This is a genomic window from Candidatus Poriferisodalis sp., assembly GCF_965214215.1.
In the GTDB taxonomy this organism is placed as follows: domain Bacteria; phylum Actinomycetota; class Acidimicrobiia; order Acidimicrobiales; family Poriferisodalaceae; genus Poriferisodalis.
Genome location: NZ_CBDCBD010000003.1, coordinates 2,818,821 through 2,838,475, shown reverse-complemented (window position 1 = coordinate 2,838,475; position 19,655 = coordinate 2,818,821). Strand labels below are relative to the sequence as shown.

The 19,655-nt window shown below is 67.2% G+C and carries 15 protein-coding genes; 5 read left to right on the top strand and 10 right to left on the bottom strand.

Features of this window, described 5'->3' with window-relative positions:
• Positions 1-162: 162 nt before the first annotated feature.
• Together ACOOF5_RS15025 and ACOOF5_RS15020 are read right to left on the bottom strand one after the other, a co-directional pair.
• Positions 163-954 carry an SDR family NAD(P)-dependent oxidoreductase gene (locus ACOOF5_RS15025; RefSeq protein WP_420440554.1) on the bottom strand — a complete coding sequence of 264 codons (792 nt, stop codon included), beginning with the start codon at positions 952-954 and terminating at the stop codon, positions 163-165.
• A 46-nt stretch (positions 955-1,000) separates the two neighbouring features.
• Positions 1,001-2,173, bottom strand: coding sequence for an LLM class flavin-dependent oxidoreductase (locus ACOOF5_RS15020; protein ID WP_420440552.1), 1,173 nt, complete (start codon positions 2,171-2,173; stop codon positions 1,001-1,003).
• 257 nt (positions 2,174-2,430) lie between these two features.
• Between ACOOF5_RS15020 and ACOOF5_RS15015 the strand changes: the two genes are divergently transcribed.
• Genes ACOOF5_RS15015 through ACOOF5_RS15000 form a run of 4 tightly spaced genes read left to right on the top strand, consistent with a single transcriptional unit; the run spans position 2,431 to position 7,279 of the window.
• Positions 2,431-3,651, top strand: coding sequence for a cytochrome P450 (locus ACOOF5_RS15015; RefSeq protein ID WP_420440550.1), 1,221 nt, complete (start codon positions 2,431-2,433; stop codon positions 3,649-3,651).
• 20 nt (positions 3,652-3,671) lie between these two features.
• Positions 3,672-4,559 carry an LLM class F420-dependent oxidoreductase gene (locus ACOOF5_RS15010; protein WP_420440548.1) on the top strand — a complete coding sequence of 296 codons (888 nt, stop codon included), beginning with the start codon at positions 3,672-3,674 and terminating at the stop codon, positions 4,557-4,559.
• 43 nt (positions 4,560-4,602) lie between these two features.
• Positions 4,603-6,264 carry an amidohydrolase gene (locus ACOOF5_RS15005; protein WP_420440546.1) on the top strand — a complete coding sequence of 554 codons (1,662 nt, stop codon included), beginning with the start codon at positions 4,603-4,605 and terminating at the stop codon, positions 6,262-6,264.
• 28 nt (positions 6,265-6,292) lie between these two features.
• Positions 6,293-7,279 carry a CobW family GTP-binding protein gene (locus tag ACOOF5_RS15000; protein ID WP_420440544.1) on the top strand — a complete coding sequence of 329 codons (987 nt, stop codon included), beginning with the start codon at positions 6,293-6,295 and terminating at the stop codon, positions 7,277-7,279.
• Positions 7,280-7,407: 128 nt separating this feature from the next.
• Here the strand turns inward: ACOOF5_RS15000 and ACOOF5_RS14995 are convergent, their stop codons facing one another.
• The 8 genes from ACOOF5_RS14995 to ACOOF5_RS14960 are packed head-to-tail and all read right to left on the bottom strand — an operon-like array spanning position 7,408 to position 17,728.
• Complete coding sequence (locus ACOOF5_RS14995) at positions 7,408-8,307, bottom strand: VOC family protein (RefSeq protein ID WP_420440542.1); 900 nt, start codon at positions 8,305-8,307, stop codon at positions 7,408-7,410.
• A complete protein-coding gene (locus ACOOF5_RS14990; protein WP_420440540.1) occupies positions 8,304-10,697 on the bottom strand; it encodes a xanthine dehydrogenase family protein molybdopterin-binding subunit in 2,394 nt (797 codons plus the stop codon). The genes ACOOF5_RS14995 and ACOOF5_RS14990 overlap by 4 nt, the downstream gene beginning before the upstream one ends.
• On the bottom strand, positions 10,694-12,322 hold the full coding sequence (locus ACOOF5_RS14985; protein WP_420440538.1) for a 2Fe-2S iron-sulfur cluster-binding protein: 1,629 nt from the start codon (positions 12,320-12,322) through the stop codon (positions 10,694-10,696). The genes ACOOF5_RS14990 and ACOOF5_RS14985 overlap by 4 nt, the downstream gene beginning before the upstream one ends.
• 58 nt (positions 12,323-12,380) lie before the next feature.
• The gene (locus ACOOF5_RS14980; protein WP_420440536.1) at positions 12,381-14,102 is read right to left on the bottom strand and encodes a thiamine pyrophosphate-binding protein; all 1,722 of its coding nucleotides are present in this window, start codon (positions 14,100-14,102) and stop codon (positions 12,381-12,383) included.
• Positions 14,099-14,848, bottom strand: a complete 750-nt coding sequence (locus ACOOF5_RS14975) for a 3-oxoacyl-ACP reductase family protein (RefSeq protein WP_420440534.1) — start codon at positions 14,846-14,848, stop codon at positions 14,099-14,101. The genes ACOOF5_RS14980 and ACOOF5_RS14975 overlap by 4 nt, the downstream gene beginning before the upstream one ends.
• A 24-nt stretch (positions 14,849-14,872) precedes the next feature.
• A complete protein-coding gene (locus tag ACOOF5_RS14970) occupies positions 14,873-15,400 on the bottom strand; it encodes a cupin domain-containing protein (protein ID WP_420440532.1) in 528 nt (175 codons plus the stop codon).
• Between the two features lie 56 nt (positions 15,401-15,456).
• Positions 15,457-16,629 carry a Rieske 2Fe-2S domain-containing protein gene (locus ACOOF5_RS14965; RefSeq protein WP_420440530.1) on the bottom strand — a complete coding sequence of 391 codons (1,173 nt, stop codon included), beginning with the start codon at positions 16,627-16,629 and terminating at the stop codon, positions 15,457-15,459.
• A gap of 7 nt (positions 16,630-16,636) precedes the next feature.
• Positions 16,637-17,728, bottom strand: coding sequence for an LLM class flavin-dependent oxidoreductase (locus ACOOF5_RS14960; RefSeq protein WP_420440528.1), 1,092 nt, complete (start codon positions 17,726-17,728; stop codon positions 16,637-16,639).
• A gap of 218 nt (positions 17,729-17,946) precedes the next feature.
• On the opposite strand from ACOOF5_RS14960, the gene ACOOF5_RS14955 reads away from it, so the two are divergent.
• On the top strand, positions 17,947-19,551 hold the full coding sequence (locus ACOOF5_RS14955) for an acyl-CoA carboxylase subunit beta (RefSeq protein ID WP_420440526.1): 1,605 nt from the start codon (positions 17,947-17,949) through the stop codon (positions 19,549-19,551).
• Positions 19,552-19,655: the final 104 nt, after the last annotated feature.

Genomic DNA, 19,655 nt, shown 5'->3' with positions numbered 1-19,655 from the left:
GTTGGTGTGCGAGGTTGGCGCCGCGACGCTAGCCCGCGGCTGCGTCAGGTTTCAGGGCGATGGTCAGCGGGCGCCTTCGCCGAGAATCGCTGTCCAGAACGGGCGTCGAGAACTTCGACCGAAATCTGCTGTCCGGAGCAGCCGCCACGATCTGCCGGCAGCTCAGACGTGGGTGCCGACCCCGCCGTCGATCGTCAAGCAGGTGCCGTTGATGTAGTTCGCAGCGCTGCTCGCCAGAAAAACCACGCCCGATGCAACTTCTTCGGCGGTGCCGTAGCGGCCCTGAGGAACACCGGTGGAGTTGCGGGCGAAGATCGCCTCGGCGTCGGTGTTGTTGGCTTCGGCAATCTCGGCCGCCGCCCGCTCCCACATGTCGGTGCGGATGAGCCCGGGGATGACGGTGTTGGTCAGCACGTTGTCTGCGCCATATTTGCCGGCCAGCGCCTTCGCTGTGGCCACCATCGCGGCCTTGGTGGCGGCGTAGTCGATGAGCGCTGCGTTGGGGGAGAAGGCCGCTCCGGTCGCGATCATGATGACCCGACCCCATTTCTGCTGGCGCATGTGCGGCAGGCAGAACCGGGTGCAGCGCACAGCAGACATCAAGTTGAGCTGGTGCAGGTCGGTCCAGTCGTCGTCGGTCATGTACAGGAAATTGCGTGACGGCGACGCGCCGACGTTGTTGACGAGGATGTCTGCAGACCCGACATCTGCCGTGGCCGCTTCGAGGAATGCTTGTGTGGCGTCCGCATCGGACATGTCCGCGGTGTAGCCCCGAACCGAGCCTGACCCCGACGGCGGCGAGTAGGCGGCAAGGCCATCCACGGCTTCGACGCCTCTGGCGCAGAAGGCCACGGTGGCGCCGTGGTCAGCCAGCAGCCTCACCGATGCCTCGCCGATTCCCTTGCTCGCGCCGGTGACCAGCGCTGTGCGTCCTGACAGGTCCAAATCGAGCATGGTGGTCTCCACTCAGTGGGGTCGGTGTATATGCGGCGACGGGATCTCAGTCGGCGGCGGCCATGGCGGTGACGCCGACATCTTCAGCGGTTGTGCTTGGGTCCGATGCCGAATCGATCTCGGCAGCGCCTTGCTTGATCCGGGGGATGAGCTCGCGGCCGAACTCCACGGCGTCGTTGAAAGGGTCGAAGCCTCGGATCAGCACGTAGCCCACGTCGCTCACCCCGCCGCCTGCCGGTATTCCGAGCCGGTAGTAGCGCAGAATCGATTCGGCCACCTGTTCCGGTGTGCCGACGAGGCACGAGGTGTTGCCAGGGGCGCCGGTGGCCTCGGCGATCTTCAGCCAGAGCCGCTCGTCGTGCACGTCGGACGCGGCGGCATAGCCCAGCATTCGCTCGCCACCATGGTCATACGGCTTGCCGCGGTGACTGCCGGCGACGGTCAGTTTGTCTGTCCCCGCAGCCTCAATGCCACCCAAGATGCGATGCGCCCGGTCCCAGGCCTCGCCTTCGGTGTCTCCCAAGATGGGTCGAACGCTGATCGAGAAGCGCGGCGTGCGGCCGTACGCCGCGGCTCGGCGGCGGAAGTCTGCCAAGCGCTCGTCTACAGCAGCGCGGGGTTCTGCGTAGATGGCGTACACAACGCAGCGCTGTGCCCCCATCTCCAGCGCTTCGTCGCTGGAACCGCCGAAGAAGATCGGAGGCGACGGCTGCTGGAGCGGTTGCACGTCGGCGCGCACATTGCTGAACCGGTAGAACGGCCCTTCGTGGTCGAACGGCTCCGGCGATGTCCACGTGCGGCGCATCACGTCGATGTACTCGCCGGCGCGGGCGTAGCGGTCGGCCTTCGGCAGGTAGTCGCCGTCGCGCTGATTGTCCTTGTCGCTGGCTCCGGCGATGATGTGCAGCGCGAATCGCCCGCCGCTGAGCTGGTCGAACGTCGCCGCTTTGCGGGCAGCCAGGGTGGGCGCAACGAAGCCCGGACGGTGCGCGATGAGGTAGCCGAGCCGTTCGGTCACTGAGGCGGCGTGGGTTGCCACCGACCATCCGTCGGCCGAGGTCGACGTGTAGCCCACCAGCACCAGGTCGAATCCGGCTTCGTCGTGGGCCTTGGCGAAGTCCTCGAGGAATTCCCGGGACAGCCCGCCTTCGATGACGTGCACCGTCGAGTCGTCCTTGGGCGGCGACACGCCGATCATCCCGATCACCGACAACGGCACGCCTCCACGGTACGCGCCCAGTCCGGCCCGCGCCTGAGGCGACGGCTGAGGGCCTACAGGCGAGTAGGCGCCCGCGACGAAGGCGATCTGGAATCGCCCGAAAGCAGCCGTGCGAAAGGCGAAACGACAACGCAGAAGCAGCAGAGCGTCGACGGAGATCGGCTTCCCGGTGGTGGCGGAGAATGGCGAATAGCATTTGGCCGAGATGGACTGTCGATCATCGGCGGACCAATGAGGCGCCAGGAGCAGCTTCCACGATGACCGAACGACCGCTGGTGAGCGACTGGGCCACCGACTTCGACCACCTGAGCGAGGAATGGGCCGCGCACGGGCCCGACATCCTGGCTGACCTGCGCGAACGCTGCCCTGTCGCCAAGACCGAGCGGTTCTACGGCGCATACCTCGTGACACGTCACGAGGACATTGTCGAGACTGCTCGTGACACGGCCACCTTTTCGAACCGGGTGACGGCGGTCAACACCAACCATCCAGACAAGATCAAGCTCGACCTGTCTCCGATCACGTTGGATCCCCCCGAGCACGGCCCGGTGCGCCGTCCCCTGATGCCGTCATTCAGCCCGAGAGCTACCGATGAGCTGGAGCCCACGGTCCTTTCGATGGCAGAGGGCCTGCTCGACGACATGGGTGACCGCAAGCTTGTCGACGGGGCGTTGGACTACGCACAGATGCTGCCCGTCGCGGTCATGGGGCATCTGTTCGGCGTGTCCACCGAGATGGGCCCGACCTTTCGGCGCTGGGTTGACGGGATGCTCAAAGAAGGGCAGATCGACCTCAGCATCGCCCGTACAGCTGCACGCGAAGTCCAGGAGTTCTTCGCGGACCAGCTGCGCGATCGTGAAGAACTCGGAGACGACGCCCCCGACGATCTCGTCACCAAGGTGCTGAACGCGCAGGCCGAGTTACCTGACGGCGCCACGCGACCGTTCGGCCGCAAGGAGCGCATCGGAGCGTTGTTCGTGCTGATGCTCGGTGGCATCGACACGACCTGGTCGACGCTGGGCGCCATGTTGTTCCACTTGGGATCGCATCCCGCAGACCTCGAGCGACTCGTGAATGAGCCCGAGCTCATGCCGACTGCGGTCGAAGAATTCCTGCGGTATTACAGCCCGGTCACTATCGCCCGTTACATCACCGAAGACGCCGAGATAGCGGGCTGCCCGGTATCGGCAGGGCAAAGGGTGCTGCTGAGCTATCCGTCCGCGAACCGTGACCCGGACTATTTCGAGAAGCCCGATGAGCTGCTGCTGGATCGCGAGAACAACCGGCACATGGCATTCGGCGTGGGCGTGCATCGGTGCCTGGGCTCGAATCTGGCACGAATGGAGCTCCGAGTGGGGCTGAGCGCCTGGCTGGAGCGCTACCCGCGCTTCGAGCTGGCCGTCGAGCCCGACGACGTCAAGTGGTCGGTCGGGCCGATCCGTGGGCCTCGCAGCGTCCCGCTGCGGATCCTGAACTGAACCGGCGAAGCAGCGGGCTGATGGAATTCGGGGCAGTACTGCCGACCTGCGAGATCGGCACCGACCCGATTGCCCTGCGCGACTGGGCCCAAGCTGCCGAGTCGCTCAGCTACTCGCACATCGTCACCTATGACCATGTGCTCGGCGCCGAACACGCCGGGCGCGAGCCGGCTTTCTGGGGGCCATACACCGAACGGGACGACTTCCATGAACCCTTCGTGCTCTTCGGCTATCTCGCTGGCGTCACGAGCACGATCAAGTTCGAGACCGGCATCATCATCCTCCCGCAGCGCCAAGCGGCCCTGGTTGCCAAGCAGGCCGCCGAGGTGGACCTGCTGTCGGGCGGACGGTTCCGACTAGGGGTGGGCTCAGGCTGGAACTACGTGGAATACGAATCGCTGGGCGCCGACTGGGAGCGGCGAGGTGCGCGGCTGGACGACCAGATCGCTGTGATCCGTGCGCTGTGGGAGAACGACGTCATCGACTACCGCAGCGAGTTCCATCGCATCGACCGGGCCGGCATCCGGCCACGCCCAGCCCGCCGAATCCCGATCTGGTTCGGCGGCTACACACCCGCTGCCCTGCGACGAGCAGCTCGCCACGGCGATGGTTTCACCTTCGGCGATTCGGGGCCCGACACGGTCGCGCTGGCCGACCGGCTGCGAGATCTGCTCGCCGAGGAGGGACGCGATCCAGCGGGCTTCGCCTTGGAAGGCGAAGCCAACTACGGCATCGGCCCGGAGCGGTGGACTGAGCTGGTGGATGGGGCTCGCGGTGCCGGGTTTAGCCACTTCTCGGTCAACTGCCAGAGCACGACGTGTGAGTGGGGCGGCAATCCCGCCGCCGACCTGCAGAACACGGCTGAGCACATCGCCGCACTGGAGACCTTCATCACCTCAGTGGGCTGAACTAGAACTGCGCGAAGAGCCCACGACACAGGCGGGGTAGCGCATGGACCAGATCACGGTGTACCCGGCGGCACGGATCCACACGATGGACCCCGGCAGGCCGTACGCGGATGCCGTAGCGGTGGCAGACGGGCGGATCGTGTCGGTGGGCACGATGGAGTCGATGCGGCCGTGGCTGCGGCGCATCCCTTACGACGTCGACGACCGCTACGCGGGAAAAGTGATCCTGCCGGGCTTCATCGACCCCCACACGCACCTGCGGCTCAGCGGCACCTACATGGGTCTGCACTACGTCGGCCCGATCGACTCGGCCTCGCCGACCGGGCTGCGCAAAGGGCTGCCCAACCGCGACGCGGTGCTCCATCAGCTGCGGGCGCTGGCGGCCGAGCATGGCGATCCGGGCGAACCGCTCACCGCATGGGGCTACGACCCTGCCAGCCAAGACGGCCACCTCGACCGGGACATGCTCGACTCCATCAGCGACTCAGTGCCGCTATGGGTGTGCGCATACGCGCCGCACATCGTCTATGCGAACTCCCCGATGCTCGAGCTCATCGGTGTCGATGACGATTCGATCGGCCACGGCCTCGGCCGCTACCCCGATGGCCGGCTGAACGGCTGGTTCGTGGAGACCGAAGCGACGGCACGGGCCAACCGGCCGGTAGCGGCCTCGATCTTCGGGCCGGGTACGGGTCGGGCTGCCATCGACCGCATGGGTGCGGTCGCCCGTGCCGCCGGTGTCACCACGACGGCCGACCTGGTGTGGGGAATGGCCGACGGATTCGAGCCCGAGTGGGACGACCATGCGGCTGCCATCGCGGAAGGCACGTTTCCGCTGCGCATCTACATGATCCCCTTCGAGCCGAAGCTGGTGCGCAGCTACGGCAGCGAGATGCTCGACTTCCTGGCTCGCAAGCGAGCCGAGGGCGACGACCGGCTCAACACGCACGGAGTCAAGTACGTGAACGACGGCTCGTACCCGTCGATGACGTTGGTGATGAACGCGCCCGGCTACCTCGACGAGGACACCGCCCACACCGGGGAGGTGCCGTGGGAGGACATGGTTGAGCGGATGCGTCCGTTCTGGCAGGCAGGCGTGCAGATCCACTCCCATGCGAACGGCGACCGCACCGTCGACATGACGCTGGACACGCTGGCTGCACTGCAGGCCGAGCACCCGCGATTCGATCACCGCTTCACGATCGAGCACTACTGCATCTCGACACCGGCGCAGGCGAAGCGCCTTGCAGCGCTCGGCGGGCTCGCCAGCGTGAACATCTACTTTGTGCATTTCCGGGCCCAGCTGCATGCCGACCATGGCTTTGGACCCGATCGCAGCGAGGCCACGGCACGGTTGGGCTCATTGGAGCGGGCTGGCGCCACATTCGCGCTGCACAGCGACTTCAACTTGGTGGTGACACCGCTGTCACCGTTGCTGGCGGCATGGTGTGCCGTCAACCGGGTGGGCGCCGACGAAAAGACCGTCTTGGCGCCGGGAGAGCGAATCTCGGTCGACCGGGCGCTGCGTGCCATCACCATCGACGCAGCCCACGTGCTCGCCCGTGACGACCGACTGGGCTCGATCGAGGCCGGCAAGCTGGCTGACTTCACGGTGCTTGACGACGATCCCTACGAGGTCGATCCGATGGCGCTGCGAGACATTTCTGTGCACGACACGGTGCTGGGAGGCGAGCCCACCTCGTGACGCGGCGCATCGTGCGCACGGGCTGCTGATGAGTGAGCTGGAGGCTGCGTGGCAGGCGACGGTCGGCTCGATCGCAGCGGTGCGTCGCGAGCCCGGTGATGCCAGCGGGAAGGCGATTGGCGTCACGGTGCTGACGGGTTTCCTCGGCAGCGGCAAGACCACGGTGCTGCGCCAGTTGCTGGCGGAGCCAGCCGGCTTGCGCATAGCTGCGGTGGTGAATGACATCGGACCGGTGAACATTGATGCCGCCGCGATCGACGGACTGGGAGTGGCGTCACGCACGACAGACCGGGTGGAACTCACCAACGGCTGCGCGTGCTGCGCCCTCGTCGACGATCTTGCCGAGACCCTGGAACGGCTGGCTGGATCGCAGGCAAGTGACGCCATAGTGGTAGAGGCGAGCGGGGTAGCCGATCCTGCGACGCTGGCGCTCGCCGTCGAGTCCGCTGCGGGCTGCACGCTCGACGGTGTCGTGGCTGTGGTGGATGCGAAGCAGATCGGCGCACAGCTGGAAGACGCCCGTATCGGACCCGCCGTGCGTCGCCAGATCGACGTGTCTCATGTGGTGGTGCTGTCAAAGGTCGACGAGGTGGATGGCGACGAGGCCGCGGCCTTGATCGGCCGGATCGGCAAGATCGCACCGGGGCGGATGGTCGTTCCGGCGGTACACGGGCGCATTGACCCCCGAGTGCTGCTTGGCGCCGCCGTGCGGGGGGCAATATTCCGTGCAGAGTCGGGCGAGCACCCCTTCGAGGTAGCGACGGCCTCCGTCGCCCCTGCGGGGCCATGGGAGGTGGCCGACGTCGCCCGCTGGTTTGAATCCCCACCCGAGGCGCTGGTGCGGGCGAAGGGCTGGTTCGCCAGCCTCGATGGGAGTCATCACGAGCTCCAGGCAGTCGGACGCAGCTGGCGCATCGGGCCAGCTGTCCCGCAACCCGACCCCGTGATCGTGCTGATCGGCGAATCCCCCGAAGCGGTCGAGCAGGCGGTGGCGTCGCTGCGGAACCTCGGGTAGTGCCGTGTCAGTAGACGCCTGCGTGGTTGGAGACCCCATCTCACCGCATGGTGCCAGGGCTTCCGCGCAATTCGAGCAGCGCGAAGTCTGCCTGACATGCCATGAGCCGACCGAGTCTGCAGGATTGGCTACTCGAGCGCTCCGGCCATGTGCTGGCGCATCTCGGGCGACGGCGGGCCGGCTGTGCCCCAGCGATCCGACAGCTCGGGTGTGCGTGGCCAAGTTCGCGGCACCCAGGTGGTCTCGTCGACCTGCTGCACTTCGGCGGTGACTTCAGGCACCATGCCCGCAGGGTCCACGAAGTAGCCGAATGCGTTGTTGCCGGGGCCGTGGCGTCCGGGGCCCCAGCCGATGGCGTGGCCTGCCCGGGCCAGCCGCCCGAGCGATGTCATGTATGCGTCGAGCGAGGGAACCTCGTAGGCCACGTGGTTGAGTGACGCCCATTCGGAGCGATTGAAGGCGATGGAGTGGTGGTCGGAGTTGCAGCGCAGGAACACCATCTGGCGTTCGCTCCAGTCGCTGACGCGGAAGCCAAGCGCGTCGCACCACCAGTCGCACAGTGCCTCGATGTCGGTGGTGTTGAGCACGATATGGGCGATCTTGGTCGGCGTGGCGCCGTCGGGCAGAGCTGCCACGGCTTGAGTGCGGGCCGCAAGCTCGACAATGCGCCCTTCGGGGTCGGCGATGCGGAACCCGTACCCGGCACCCGGCCGGTCTAGCTCGGCGGGTTCGCTGAGCAGATTCACGCCGCGGCCAGCCAACCCTGCCGCTGCTTCGTCGACTGACCGATCATCGACGAGGCCGAGGCCGATGTGGTCGATGCCGTTGCGATCGGCCCGATGCAGCTCCAGCACATGGTGCTCAGCTCCGGTGCCTCGCAGGATCGCAGTCTGGCCGTCAGAATCGCCCATGCGCCCCAATCCCCATGGGCCGGCGTAGTAGTCGAGGCACTCGTCGAAGGCGCTGCATGCCAGTGCGACGTGTCGCAGATGAGTGACGCCCCACGCAGCCTCGGCGGAGGCGCTCACGGCGCGTCCCGTGCGGCATCGAGCGCGGCGAGCACCGTTTCGCCGGTCAGGGGCATCGAGCTCACCCGCACCCCAGTCGCATCTGCAATGGCATTCGCGATCGCTGATGCGACGGGCAGCATCGCCCCTTCGCCGAGGCCCTTCGAGCCGAAGGGACCTGGCCCGTGGCCCTGCTCCTGGGTGATCGAGACGAACTCCGCCGGCAGGTCGCTGGCTCGGGGCATCCGATAGTCGACCAGCCTGCCGTTGGCGAGCATCCCGCCGTCGAAGCGCATGGTCTCGAACAGCGCACCGCCGAGTCCCATGATCGCTGCGCCCTCGTCTTGGCCACGGCACGCGCCTTCATGCAGCACAGTCCCCGCGTCGCCTGAGACGATCAATCGGTGCACCGTCACCACGCCGGTGTCGCTGTCGACGGAGACCTCCGCTGCGCCCCAGCCGTACTCCCATGACACGCACGGCGATTCGAGTGGGGCATGGCTGTCACTGTGAGCCTTGAAGAAGCCTTCGCCCGTGAACTCGTACCCGGTCCCGCCGTAGGTGCCCATGACCAGCGGGGCAAGCGGCCGGCCCTCAGGCTCGCCGATGCCGTCCGGCGGCACGACGAAAACGAGACCGTCCCGGAACTCGACTCGCTCGAGGGGCACCCCCAGCGCTGTGGCTGAGAAGAGCAGCAGGCGCAGGCGAGCGGCTTCAGCGGCCTTCTGGACGGCTTGGCCCATCACCGAGATCGCCGAAGAAGCGTTCGTACCCTGATCGAACGGAGTGTGATCGGTGTCGAGGTCAGACCAGTGAACCCGTGACCGGGGCACGTCGAGCACGCGTGCCGCGACCTCGCGCAACGCGGTCTGTGCCCCCTGGCCCATCTCGACGGTGCCGCACTGCACCCATGCATCGCCGCTGGTGGCGATCTTGACCCGAGCCTGTGCCGGCTTGTTGACCCCACCGGAGTCCTTGAAGCCGACTGCGACGCCACGCCCCCGACCCGGCGGCCGAGGCTCGTCCATACCGATATGGCTGGCCACCAGGTCGAGCCCTTCCGTCAAGTCGGAGTCCATAGCCGACTCGCCGGGTACGTAGGGCTCACCGAGGCCGATCAAGTTGCGGCGGCGCAGCTCGACGGGGTCGAGCCCGAGCCGTGCCGCGATCATGTCGATCTGGTTCTCGCAGGCGAAGTTGGCTTGCGTGCCGCCGAAACCGCGAAATGGGCCCGCCGGGGTGGTGTTGGTGAGCACCGCGTCGGTCACCGTGTGGATGTGCTGCCACCGGTACGGCCCTGCCACCCGATAGCCGGCCTTCTCGGCCACGAGCGGGCTCGCATCGGCATAGGCACCCGCATCGAGCAGTACCTCTGCGTCTCGGGCAACGAGCGTGCCGTCGGCCATCACGCCGGTGCGCAGCGTCAGCCGTGCGTTGTGCTGGCGCATGGTCAAGAAGCCTTCGTCGAGCGTGAGGCAGTACCGGACGGGTGCCCCGGCTTTGAGCGCGAGCAGCGTCGCGATCGGCTCGGTCTTGCAGCCGTTCTTGGCACCGAAGCCGCCGCCGAGGTAGCCGACCTGCATCCGCACCCGGTGTTCGCCGATACCCAGCAGTCGAGCCATTTCCTTGCGGACCGGGAACGGGTTCTGACAGCTCGACCAGAGTTCGAGGCGACTGCTGGTAGTGCTTTCGTCGCTGCCAGCGGTTGTGGCCGACCAACGAGGTCCAGTCCATCGAGCAACCGACACGAACGGTTCGAGATGCAGGTGCTGCTGGCGGCCGTCGAAACCGAACACGTCGGTGAAGACATGGTCGCAGCTGTCGAAGGCGGCAGGGTCACCGGTCTCGTAGCCGAATCGGTAGCACACGTTGGGCCTAGGTCGGGCGCCACCGCTGGCGCCTTGGCCGTAGGCGGGCGTCATGGCGAGCGGGGCTTCGAGGAACAGTTCAGGTGCCCCGTCCGCCAAAGCGGCATCGAAATCCGCCACGGTTGGCAGGGGCTCATAATCGACCTGCACCAGCTCCAGTGCCCGCGCCGCTTCGAGTTCGGTATCTGCCGCGATGGCGACGACCGCGTCTCCGACGTAGCGCACCCGGTCGAGCGCGAGGATCGGCTGGTCCTTGATGAAGTAGCCGTAGCTATGTGACGCCACGAGCGGTGCGCGGGTCGACCGATGGTGCCGGTCAGCGACGGCCCAGCGGTCGCGGAGCTCGGCATCGAGCAAGTCACGTCGCGTCAGGACAGCCCGAACGCCTGGGGCCTGCTCGGCAGCGACGGTGTTGATGCAGGTGATGTGGGCGTGCGGGTGAGGCGAACGCAGCACCTTGGCGTGCAGCATGCCTCCGAGAGCGACATCGACCGCGTAGGGGGCAGTGCCCGAGACTTTCGCGGCGGCGTCCGAGCGAGTCACGGTGTCTCGTCCGAGGCAGGGCTGGATTCGGGGCGCAGCGCTGCCGCGGCGGCCTCAACGGCTTCGATGACCATCAGGTAACCGGTGCAACGGCAGATGTTGGAGTCGAGCCAATCGCAGATCGTCGTGCGGTCAGGGTCGCGATGGCGGGCAAGCAGGGCGCTCGCGGTGAGGATCAAGCCCGGTGTGCAGTAGCCGCACTGGAAGGCGCTCAATTCGGCGAACGCCCGCTGGACTGTCGGCAGCGTCTCAGCCGGGTCGCTCGCTTCGCTGTGTGTCGCGGCTGGGTCGACTGCTGCGCCCTGTGCGGCGGCCGGGCTGCTTGTGTCGCTGTGAGGAGCGGCCGAGTCGTTCGGCGTAGAACTCGTCACCGTCATGCGGCTCGACTCGATTGTGAGCACTTCGCAGCCGTCGGCCTGCCAGGCGAACGTGGAGCACGACGCAGTCGGCGTGCCGTCTAACAACACCGTGCAAGCGCCGCAGACGGCTTGGTCGCAGCCGACCCGAGTGCCGCCCAGGCCGGCGCGGGTGCGGATGGTGTCTACCAGCACCTCCGAAGCTGGCGCAGAAATGGGAAGCGGCTCCCCGTTGAGTCGGATTGAAAGGTCGAGCACGCTGGCCTTCATGCCGCTGGCCAATCCGTGCGGCGGTCCGTCCGGCGATCCGCCGGTCAGGGTCTCGCCCGGTCGCCGGGCCGTTTCGATGGTGTCGCCGCGGTGCTCTTCGGCCCGGGAAACGGCAGGCGCGTGCGCAGCAATGCTCGTGGATGGGCTGATGCCCGCGATCGCGCGGGCACTGGTTCTCTCGATGTGGGCTTGCAGGCACCGGTTCACGAGCACGTTGATCATTCGCCGTCGGTAGGCAGCGGAAGCGAACACGTCGCCAATCGGGTCGGGCAGATTGGCCAGCGCCACGCCGACCCCGGGAGAGTCTGTGCTGCCGGCCGCGAGCACCTTGACCTCCTGATAGGCACAACCGATCGCCACACAGTCGTTGCCGACAGCAACAGAGACGATCGGCTTCAGCGACCGGTCATAGACGACATGGCCGTTGAGGGGCACTTCGCAGCCCATGAGCAATCGGTCTCGGGGCCGGTCTGCTACGGCGTAGCGGCGCTGCACCCCGTCAGGCTCGACGAAGATCAGCGAGGCTCCGGCGGCGGCCAGGATCGGCGCGGCGTCGTAGCCCGCATCGAACGCCATGAGGTTGCCGCCCATCGTGCCGGTGGACCGGATTCGTACGTTGCCGATAGTCCGCCAGGCATCGGCGAGGTCCGGTCGGTGAGCCCGCACGAGCGGGTCCGCTTCGATCCGGGCGTGAGTGACCGCCGCCCCGATGAACAGCACCCCATGCCCGAGCGAGATCTCGTCGAGCACATCCAGCCCGTCGGGCGACCCCCGACCGGGCTTGCACAGCGGCACGACGGCCGGTGCCGCTTCACCGTCGCGGAGCCGCTGGGCGACGTCAATCCCGCCCGCATGTGCCCATGCGCCAGAGGCGACCATCGACGCAGCATCAGTCAGCGAGTCGGCCCGGTACAGCGAGAACGGCTCGATGCCCAGGTGACTGCGAGAGATGAGCCCTGCCGCAGTCTGGGCGTCGGAATCGGTACCGGTGGTACTCACGATCTGATCATCTTGCTGCTTGGCCAACTTGCGTCATCGTGCGGTGCAAAGCGCAGGGTCATCGGTCTGCGCTCGACGGCATCTCGACGGGCGGTACGAAGGGGACCGGCATCGGCCCCAGTGCGTCGCAGTCCACCCGGATCATCTGCGGGTGCCCAGCAGCCGTGGCCGACTCGAAGGCGTCGGCGAACTCATTGGGCGTCGCCACATCGAAGTAGCCGAAGTCGAACGCCGCCGCAGCCGCGGCCAGATCAGGCGTGCGCAGATCCACGCCCGAGCGCCTTCCGAGGTGCCGGTCCTGCGTGTTGCGCAGTACCCCGTAGCCGCCGTCGTCGAACACGACCACGGTGACCGGCAGCTCTTCTTGGGCCAGTGTGGCCATCTCGCCGAGCTGGGGAACCAGGCCCCCGTCGCCCACCATCACCATGGTCGGCTCGTCGGCACGCGCGACTGATGCGCCGATGGACATGCCTACCGCCTGTCCGATGCCGCCTCCACGGGGAACCACGTTGGTGGATGGATCCATCACCGGCAGCAGGCGATTGCCCCATGAGCTGTTGGGGATGGTGATGTCTCGCACACGGGGCGACCGGTCGCTGAGCACGCCCGCCATGATGTCGCAGATCGCCGCGTATGGTCCGATGTCTCGCCGCAGTTGGGCTCGGCACTGATCGCGGGCGGCGGTGATTCTGTCGTTCCAATCCGGCTGCGGCGCACAGAGATGATCGGCAAGACGGCCGACGAGCGCGTCGACCACTTTGCGGGCATCGCCGACGATGCCGACCTCTGCCGGGTACGAACGGCCGATGGCCGCTGGGTCGATGTCGATCTGGATGTGCCACCGTGGCAGCGCCAGCCGGTAGCTGCGAGTCTCGTTCGATCGGAAATGCGTGCCGACCGAGATGAGCACATCGGCTTGGTCGAGCAGCTCAGCGCCTGTCGCAGACGCTGCGAAGTTGCCGATGACCCGGTCGTCGGATTCGGGCAGTACGCCTCGGCCCGCGTTCGAGGTGAACAACCCGGCACCGGTGCAGTGCAGCAGGCGGTCGATCCCGCCGCTGCAACCGATGGCACCACCTCCTGCCCACACCACGGGTCGTTTCGCTGCGGCGATGAATTCAGCGGCACGGTCCAGCGCAGCTTCGTCGAGTCCGGGCACTGCTGCGGTGCCGAGCACAGCACCGCTCTCCAACGCGTCATTGTCGGATTCGGGGGCTCCGACGGTGTGCCGCGAGCTGTCGGTCGTGATTGCGTCGAAGGGCTCGGTTTGGCCGTATTGCAGATCGATCGGCCATTCCAAGCTGACGGGTCCACGCGGATGGCCACCCAGTCGCCGTGCCGCCTCGGCGAAGTCGACCGACGGCGCCGCTCCAACCGTCGTCGCCCACACCGAGCACGACCGCAGCATCCCGAGCTGGTCGCGTGTCTCATGAATGACACCGCGTCCCGCACCGAGATGCTCGCTGGGAATCTGCCCGGTGACGTGCAGCACCGGCGAGCCAGCCGTGAGCGCCTCCACCAAGGCCCCGGCCGCATTTGCTGCTCCCGTGCCGGTCGACGTCACCGCGCAGCCGGGCGTGCCGCGCACGCGGGCGTAGCCGTCGGCAGCATTCACCGAGGCCGCCTCGCTGCGGGTGGGCACCCATCGCATGCCGTGGGCCACGGCATCGACGAGCGGGAGGTTGTGGACGCTCACCACACCGAAGGCAGCGTCGATGCCGAGCGATCCCAGCATCTCGACCAGCAGATCGCCGCCGTTTCGCGGCAAGGCTTGGCTCATGGCATCACGAAGCCGCCGTCTACCACGATGGTCTGCCCGGTGATGTAGGCGGCTGCGTCGGAGAGCAGGAACACCACGGCGCCTGTGACATCGTCTGGCTGCTGGGGTCGGCTGATCGCTCGGTTCTCGGCGTACAGCGCATGGCGTGCAGCCGGGATCCCTTCTGCGGAAGGTCCCTCGGTGAGCCCCGGCGCCACGGCGTTGACGGTGATGCTGTGGTCGCCCAGCTCGCGGGCCATCGCCCGGGTGAAGGCGATCAGCGCACCCTTGGACGCGATGTAATGCGCGAGCCGGGGCGAGCCGTACAGCGCTGCGTCCGAGGCGATGTTGACGATCCGGCCGTGTCCCGCAGCCAGCATCTGGGGGGCCAGCGCCCGGCTCACCAGCCACGGTCCCCGAGCGTTGGTCGCCTGGATCCGGTCCCATTCGGCAGGCGTGATCTCCCAGAACGTCTTGCCGCCGACGGCGTCGGCCAGTCCGGCGTTGTTCACCAGGCCCCAGATGGGGCTGGCGCCGGTGAGATGGGAGGCGAGCGCGGTCACCGAGGCTTCATCGGCCACGTCGGTCGGCACGAACTCCGCAGAACCGCCGCCTGCTCGTACCGCGCTGACGACTCGTTCACCACGTTCGGCCGACAGCTCGGCCACGATGACGTGACCTCCGGCATCGGCGATCGCATGCGCCATCGCCTCGCCGAGCCCGCGCCCGGCGCCGGTGACCACGACACGTCGGCCGTGCAGGCTCATGGCGATGCTGTTCGTGCGAGCGCCTCAGTCCCGCGTGATCCCCGCCATCGGGGAGTGCGGGGGATAGGTGGGCAGCTGAGGCTTGGACGCCCCGAGCATCACCACGAACAACGCGTCGGTGTCGCCGACATTGCGGAGCGAGCGGGCCGTTCCCGCGGGGATCTTGATGAGGTCGCGGTAACCGAGCAGCCGGGCGGCCGAATCGTCGCCGGCGTGGATCGTGATCTCGAGCTCGCCTTCGAGCACGAAGAAGGCTTCCTCCACGTCGTGGTGCGTGTGCTCGGGTCCTTCAGCTCCCGGCGGCAGCAGCATGTTGGAGAACGTGAAGTGCTCGGCAGCCAGCGCCCGATCGTCACCTTCGTGGTTGCCGGTGCCGCCAGAGCCGATGTAGCGGATCTGGGCACGCCGGTACTGCGGGCCGGCCTTGGTCTGGAACGCCAGCGTGTCCCAGTCTTCCCGCCGGGTGTCGCGCATGGCGCACATCGAGTCGATGCGGGCCTCGAGGTCGGCAGCATCTGCGGTTTCGACCCGCTCGGTGGTGATTTGGCTCATCGTTGGTGTCCTGTCGTGATCGACATGTGGCGGGTGCGACGGTTGCAGGGTACGAGTCAGTCAGCGAGCGCGACCGGGACGGGTTGGGTCTCAGTGGCGAGCCCGAATCGCGCCCGCTGCGCCTCGAAGTCGGCCTCGAGTGCGCGACGCAAGTGCACCACAGGCCGGTCCGCTTGCGCCAGATGCTCATCACGCCGGGCCTCATCGGTGGTGCGCAGGCTCTCCAGCATCTCCTTGTCCTGGTTGAGCACGTGCAGGTGTGTGCCGCGCAGGCGCAGCCGGTACAGCGTCCGCCAGATCCGACGATCGCGCCCAGCGACCTCGCGGAACCGCGGGAAGTGCACGAGCGTGGCTGCATTGTCGCGTGGCGTCAGAAACCCCAGGATCCGCAGCGGGGGACCGGGACCGGCGCTGGGAGGCAATGGGATGTCGAGGCGCACGTATGCCAGCGAGCCCGTGTGGATGTCGATCCAGTCGAAGTTCGTCCCGGTCTGGTCGCGGCGGCGCACCTCGAAGCCGTCGTCGTGATCGTCAACCACGACGCGGTCATGGGTGATGCCGTCGTTCAGCGTGATCGAGCGTGCATGCAGGAACGGGGCATGCATGAGATCCACGAGGTTCTCGAGCGCCAGCATCCAGTTCGCACCCCACTCCACGGTCTCGGGGAACGTGGAGTAACGGTCGTCGGTGAACTCGGCCGGTAGATGAAGCGCCGAAGGAGCCGACTCGCCGATCCAGGCCCACAGGTAGCCGGCCTCCTCGGCGACCGGGTAGGTCACGCTGATCTTGGTGCGCTCAGCCAGCGAGCACGCTCCGCCCTGAGAGGGCACCGAGGTGCACTGGCCGCTGCCGTCGAAGCGCCAGTGGTGATAGCCGCACCGCAGTTCGTCGCCCACGACATCGCCGATCGAGAGCCTGGCGCCACGGTGCGGGCATAGGTCGGCCATGAGGTGGGGCGCTCCCGAGCCGTCGCGCCACAGCACCAAGTCTTCGCCCAGCAAGCGGGTGGCCACCGGCTCGTCGAGTACTACCTCGGCAGTGCCCAGCAGGTACCAGCGGTCTCGCAGCCCGAGCCGCGGGTCGCCCTTGGGCAGCTCAGCCAGCGGCGGCCATGCGGGCGGGCGTCGGGCGATCTGCCGGTTGCCGATGCCCGTGTACTGCGACAGGTGGGCGCGTGCACGCCCGACCAGCGCCCGAACGGTGTGCTCCAGCGCTGGCCGGGCAGGCATCGGGCGCTCAGTCTCCGGTGAGGTGTGCGACCCGGGGCATGACGTCGTTGGCCAGCAGGTCCATCGAACGTCGCCACGCTTCGGGGTTCTCGGAGTAGTCGAAGCAGAACAGCAGCAGGTGGCCGAACCCGCCGACGTCGGCGTACACCTTCTCGATAGATGCTGCGACGGTTTCGGGCGAACCCACGAACCAGTTGTTGCGGGCGCAGTACTCGACGGTGACCTCGCCGCCGGCGGGTGGGTTGCGCTCGTCGATGAGGAACTTGTGGAAGTCGAAGGCGCCGAGCAGGGGGATGAAGTACTCGGTCATCATCCGGCCCATCATCCCGCCGTAGGACAGCTCCCAGGCCTCCTCGTCGGTGGGGGCGACGAACACCTCGCGGACCATGCGCCAGTCGCTACGGCTGACCTCCCGTCCGGCTCGCCGGGCGCCGGCCTCGTAGGAGTCCCAGTGTCCGCTGACGTACTGCGGGTTGAGGTTCAAGCTGAGCGGCAGCCAGCCGTTCTCGCCCGCCATCTCGAGCGTCGGCGACGGCGAGTTGAGCCCGGCTACGGCGATCGGCGGATGCGGCTGCTGCAGTGGCTTGAGGTGCTGCACGAGGTCCATGTCGGGCATCCCGTGGGGCACCGACCCCTTCCAGTGCTTGCCCTCGTGAACCCAGCCGGGCTCCTGGCTCCACAGATTCAAGATGAACTCCACCGACTCCTGGGTCATCTCGCGGTTCTCTCCGGCCATGCCGTCGACGCCGAACATCTCCCAGTCGCTGGGCAGACCGCTGGCCGCGACACCGAAGTTCAGGCGGCCTTGGGAGATGTGGTCCAGCAGCGAGATCCGGTTGGCCAGCTCGGCAGGGTGGTAGTAGGGCATCAGGAAGCCGCCGGGGCCGATGCGGATGTTCTTGGTGCGTTGCAGAGCAGCGAGCGTCAGCAGGTCCGGCGCGGGGTGCGGCTCCCACTTCGCAGCATGGTGCTCGCCGATCCAGGCTTCGCTGAAGCCGAATTCATCAGCCCACTCGATGACCTGCAGATCCCATTCCCAGCCCTCGCGCAGATCGCGCTCGGGCGGGTGGCTCGGCATGGTGAACAGTCCCAACTCCATAGTGATCCCCTGTGATTCTCCACGGCACGGCGTACCCCGCGCCTAGGGCCGAAACTTACCGCGACGACAGTGGGCGAGTCGCAGAGGCCATCGCCAGACCCGGCAGCCAACGACTTCGCGACATACATTCGTAACCATGCTGAGGCGAAGTACCTGGCGTTCATGTGGCCGCACGCTGAGCGATGTCGTCTTTTGCGTCGGGAGAACGGAGCGCAGGGATGCCAGTTGACCCGGATCGGGAGACATGGAAGCCGGGAATGTCGTGGGAGGACGCGATCGCGGAGATTGCGTATCTCAAGGAGCTGGCGTCCGAGATGGGCGGGCCTGAGCGCATCGACCGTCAGCACCAGGGCGGCCGCTACACGGTGCGCGAGCGCATCGCCAAGATGGCCGACCCGGACTCGTTCATCGAGATGGGCGGTCTCATGGGCGGCCCCGAGTACGACGACGACGGCAACATCATCGGGTTCACACCCGGCGGTTACGTGATGGGCCTGGCCGAGCTCGACGGCCGGCCGGTGGCGATCGGCGGCGACGACTTCACCATCTCGGGCGGCAGCCCGCACAACGTCCACAAGATCCCGCACCAATTCGCTCAACCGCTGGCCATCACCTACGGCATCCCATATGTGCAGCTGCGCGAGGGTGTCGGCCACAGCTCGCGATCCGACGAGGAATCGGGCCAGATGGCCCTGCCGCAGGGCGACATGTGGTGGCAGGGCGTGGAGATGCTCACCAAGGTGCCGGTGGCTGCGGGGATCATGGGGTCGGTCGCGGGTTGGCCTGCGGCTGCGGCCCTGATGTCGCACTTCACGGTGATGGTGAAGGGTCAGTCGCAGATCTTCCCGTCGGGGCCTCCCGTGGTGCAGCGGGCCACGGGCGAGAATCTGTCCAAGGAGGAACTCGGCGGCTATCGGATGCACGTGTACGAGAGCGGTCAGGTCGACAATGTGGCCGAGAACGAGGAGGACGCGTTCGACCAGATCCGCGCGTTCCTCTCGTACCTGCCGAACACGGTGTCGCAGGTGGCGCCGCGTGTCGACACCGGCGACCCGCCGGATCGCCGGCCCGAAGAGCTGCTGAACATCATCCCCACGAATCGCCGAGCCGGTTACGACGCACGGGCACTCATTCGCCACGTCGTCGACAACGGCGAGTTCTTCGAGATGCGCCGTCACTATGCCGGGGCGATCATCACCGGTTTCGCCCGGCTCGACGGCTACAGCGTGGGTGTTGTCGGCAGTGACCCGATGCGGCTGGCCGGTGCGATGGACGGCGACGGTGCCGACAAGTACGCGCACTTCGTCGACCTGTGCGATGCATTCAACCTGCCGATGGTGATCTTCTTGGACATGCCCGGATTCATGCTGGGCTCGGCGGCGGAGCGCAAGGCCACCATGCGGCGCGGCGTGCGCGCCCTGATCGCATCGGCAGAAGCGAGCGTGCCGAAGGTGGAATTCAATGTCCGCAAGTCCTACGGCGTGGCAGCAGACGCACCGAACAGCATCGGTCTGCCCCACGCGCTGAACCTGCGGTTCGGATGGCCGGCGGGGGAGTGGGGCGGCATTCCCATCGAGGGCGGCGTAGCGGCCGCTTACCGGCGTGAGATCGATGCCGCACCCGACCCTGAAGCCCACCGAGAGATGATCGAAGAACGCTTGCTGCGGCTGCGCTCGCCGTTCAAGGCTGCCATGCACGGCGATGTCGTGGACCTCATCGATCCCCGTGAGACCCGCCGACTGGCGTGCACCTTCGTGAAGCTGGCCCAGCCGGTGCTTGCCGAGCTGGCGCGCCGACCGAACAAGCGAGCTGTGCGTCCCTAGCGGGGCTCCGACTTCGGGGTCGCATTTCGGACGAGGACCTCACCGAGGACGTCCGTGAGAAACGCCAGAAAATGAGATGAGCCGTGATCGCGCTGCAGGGCAGA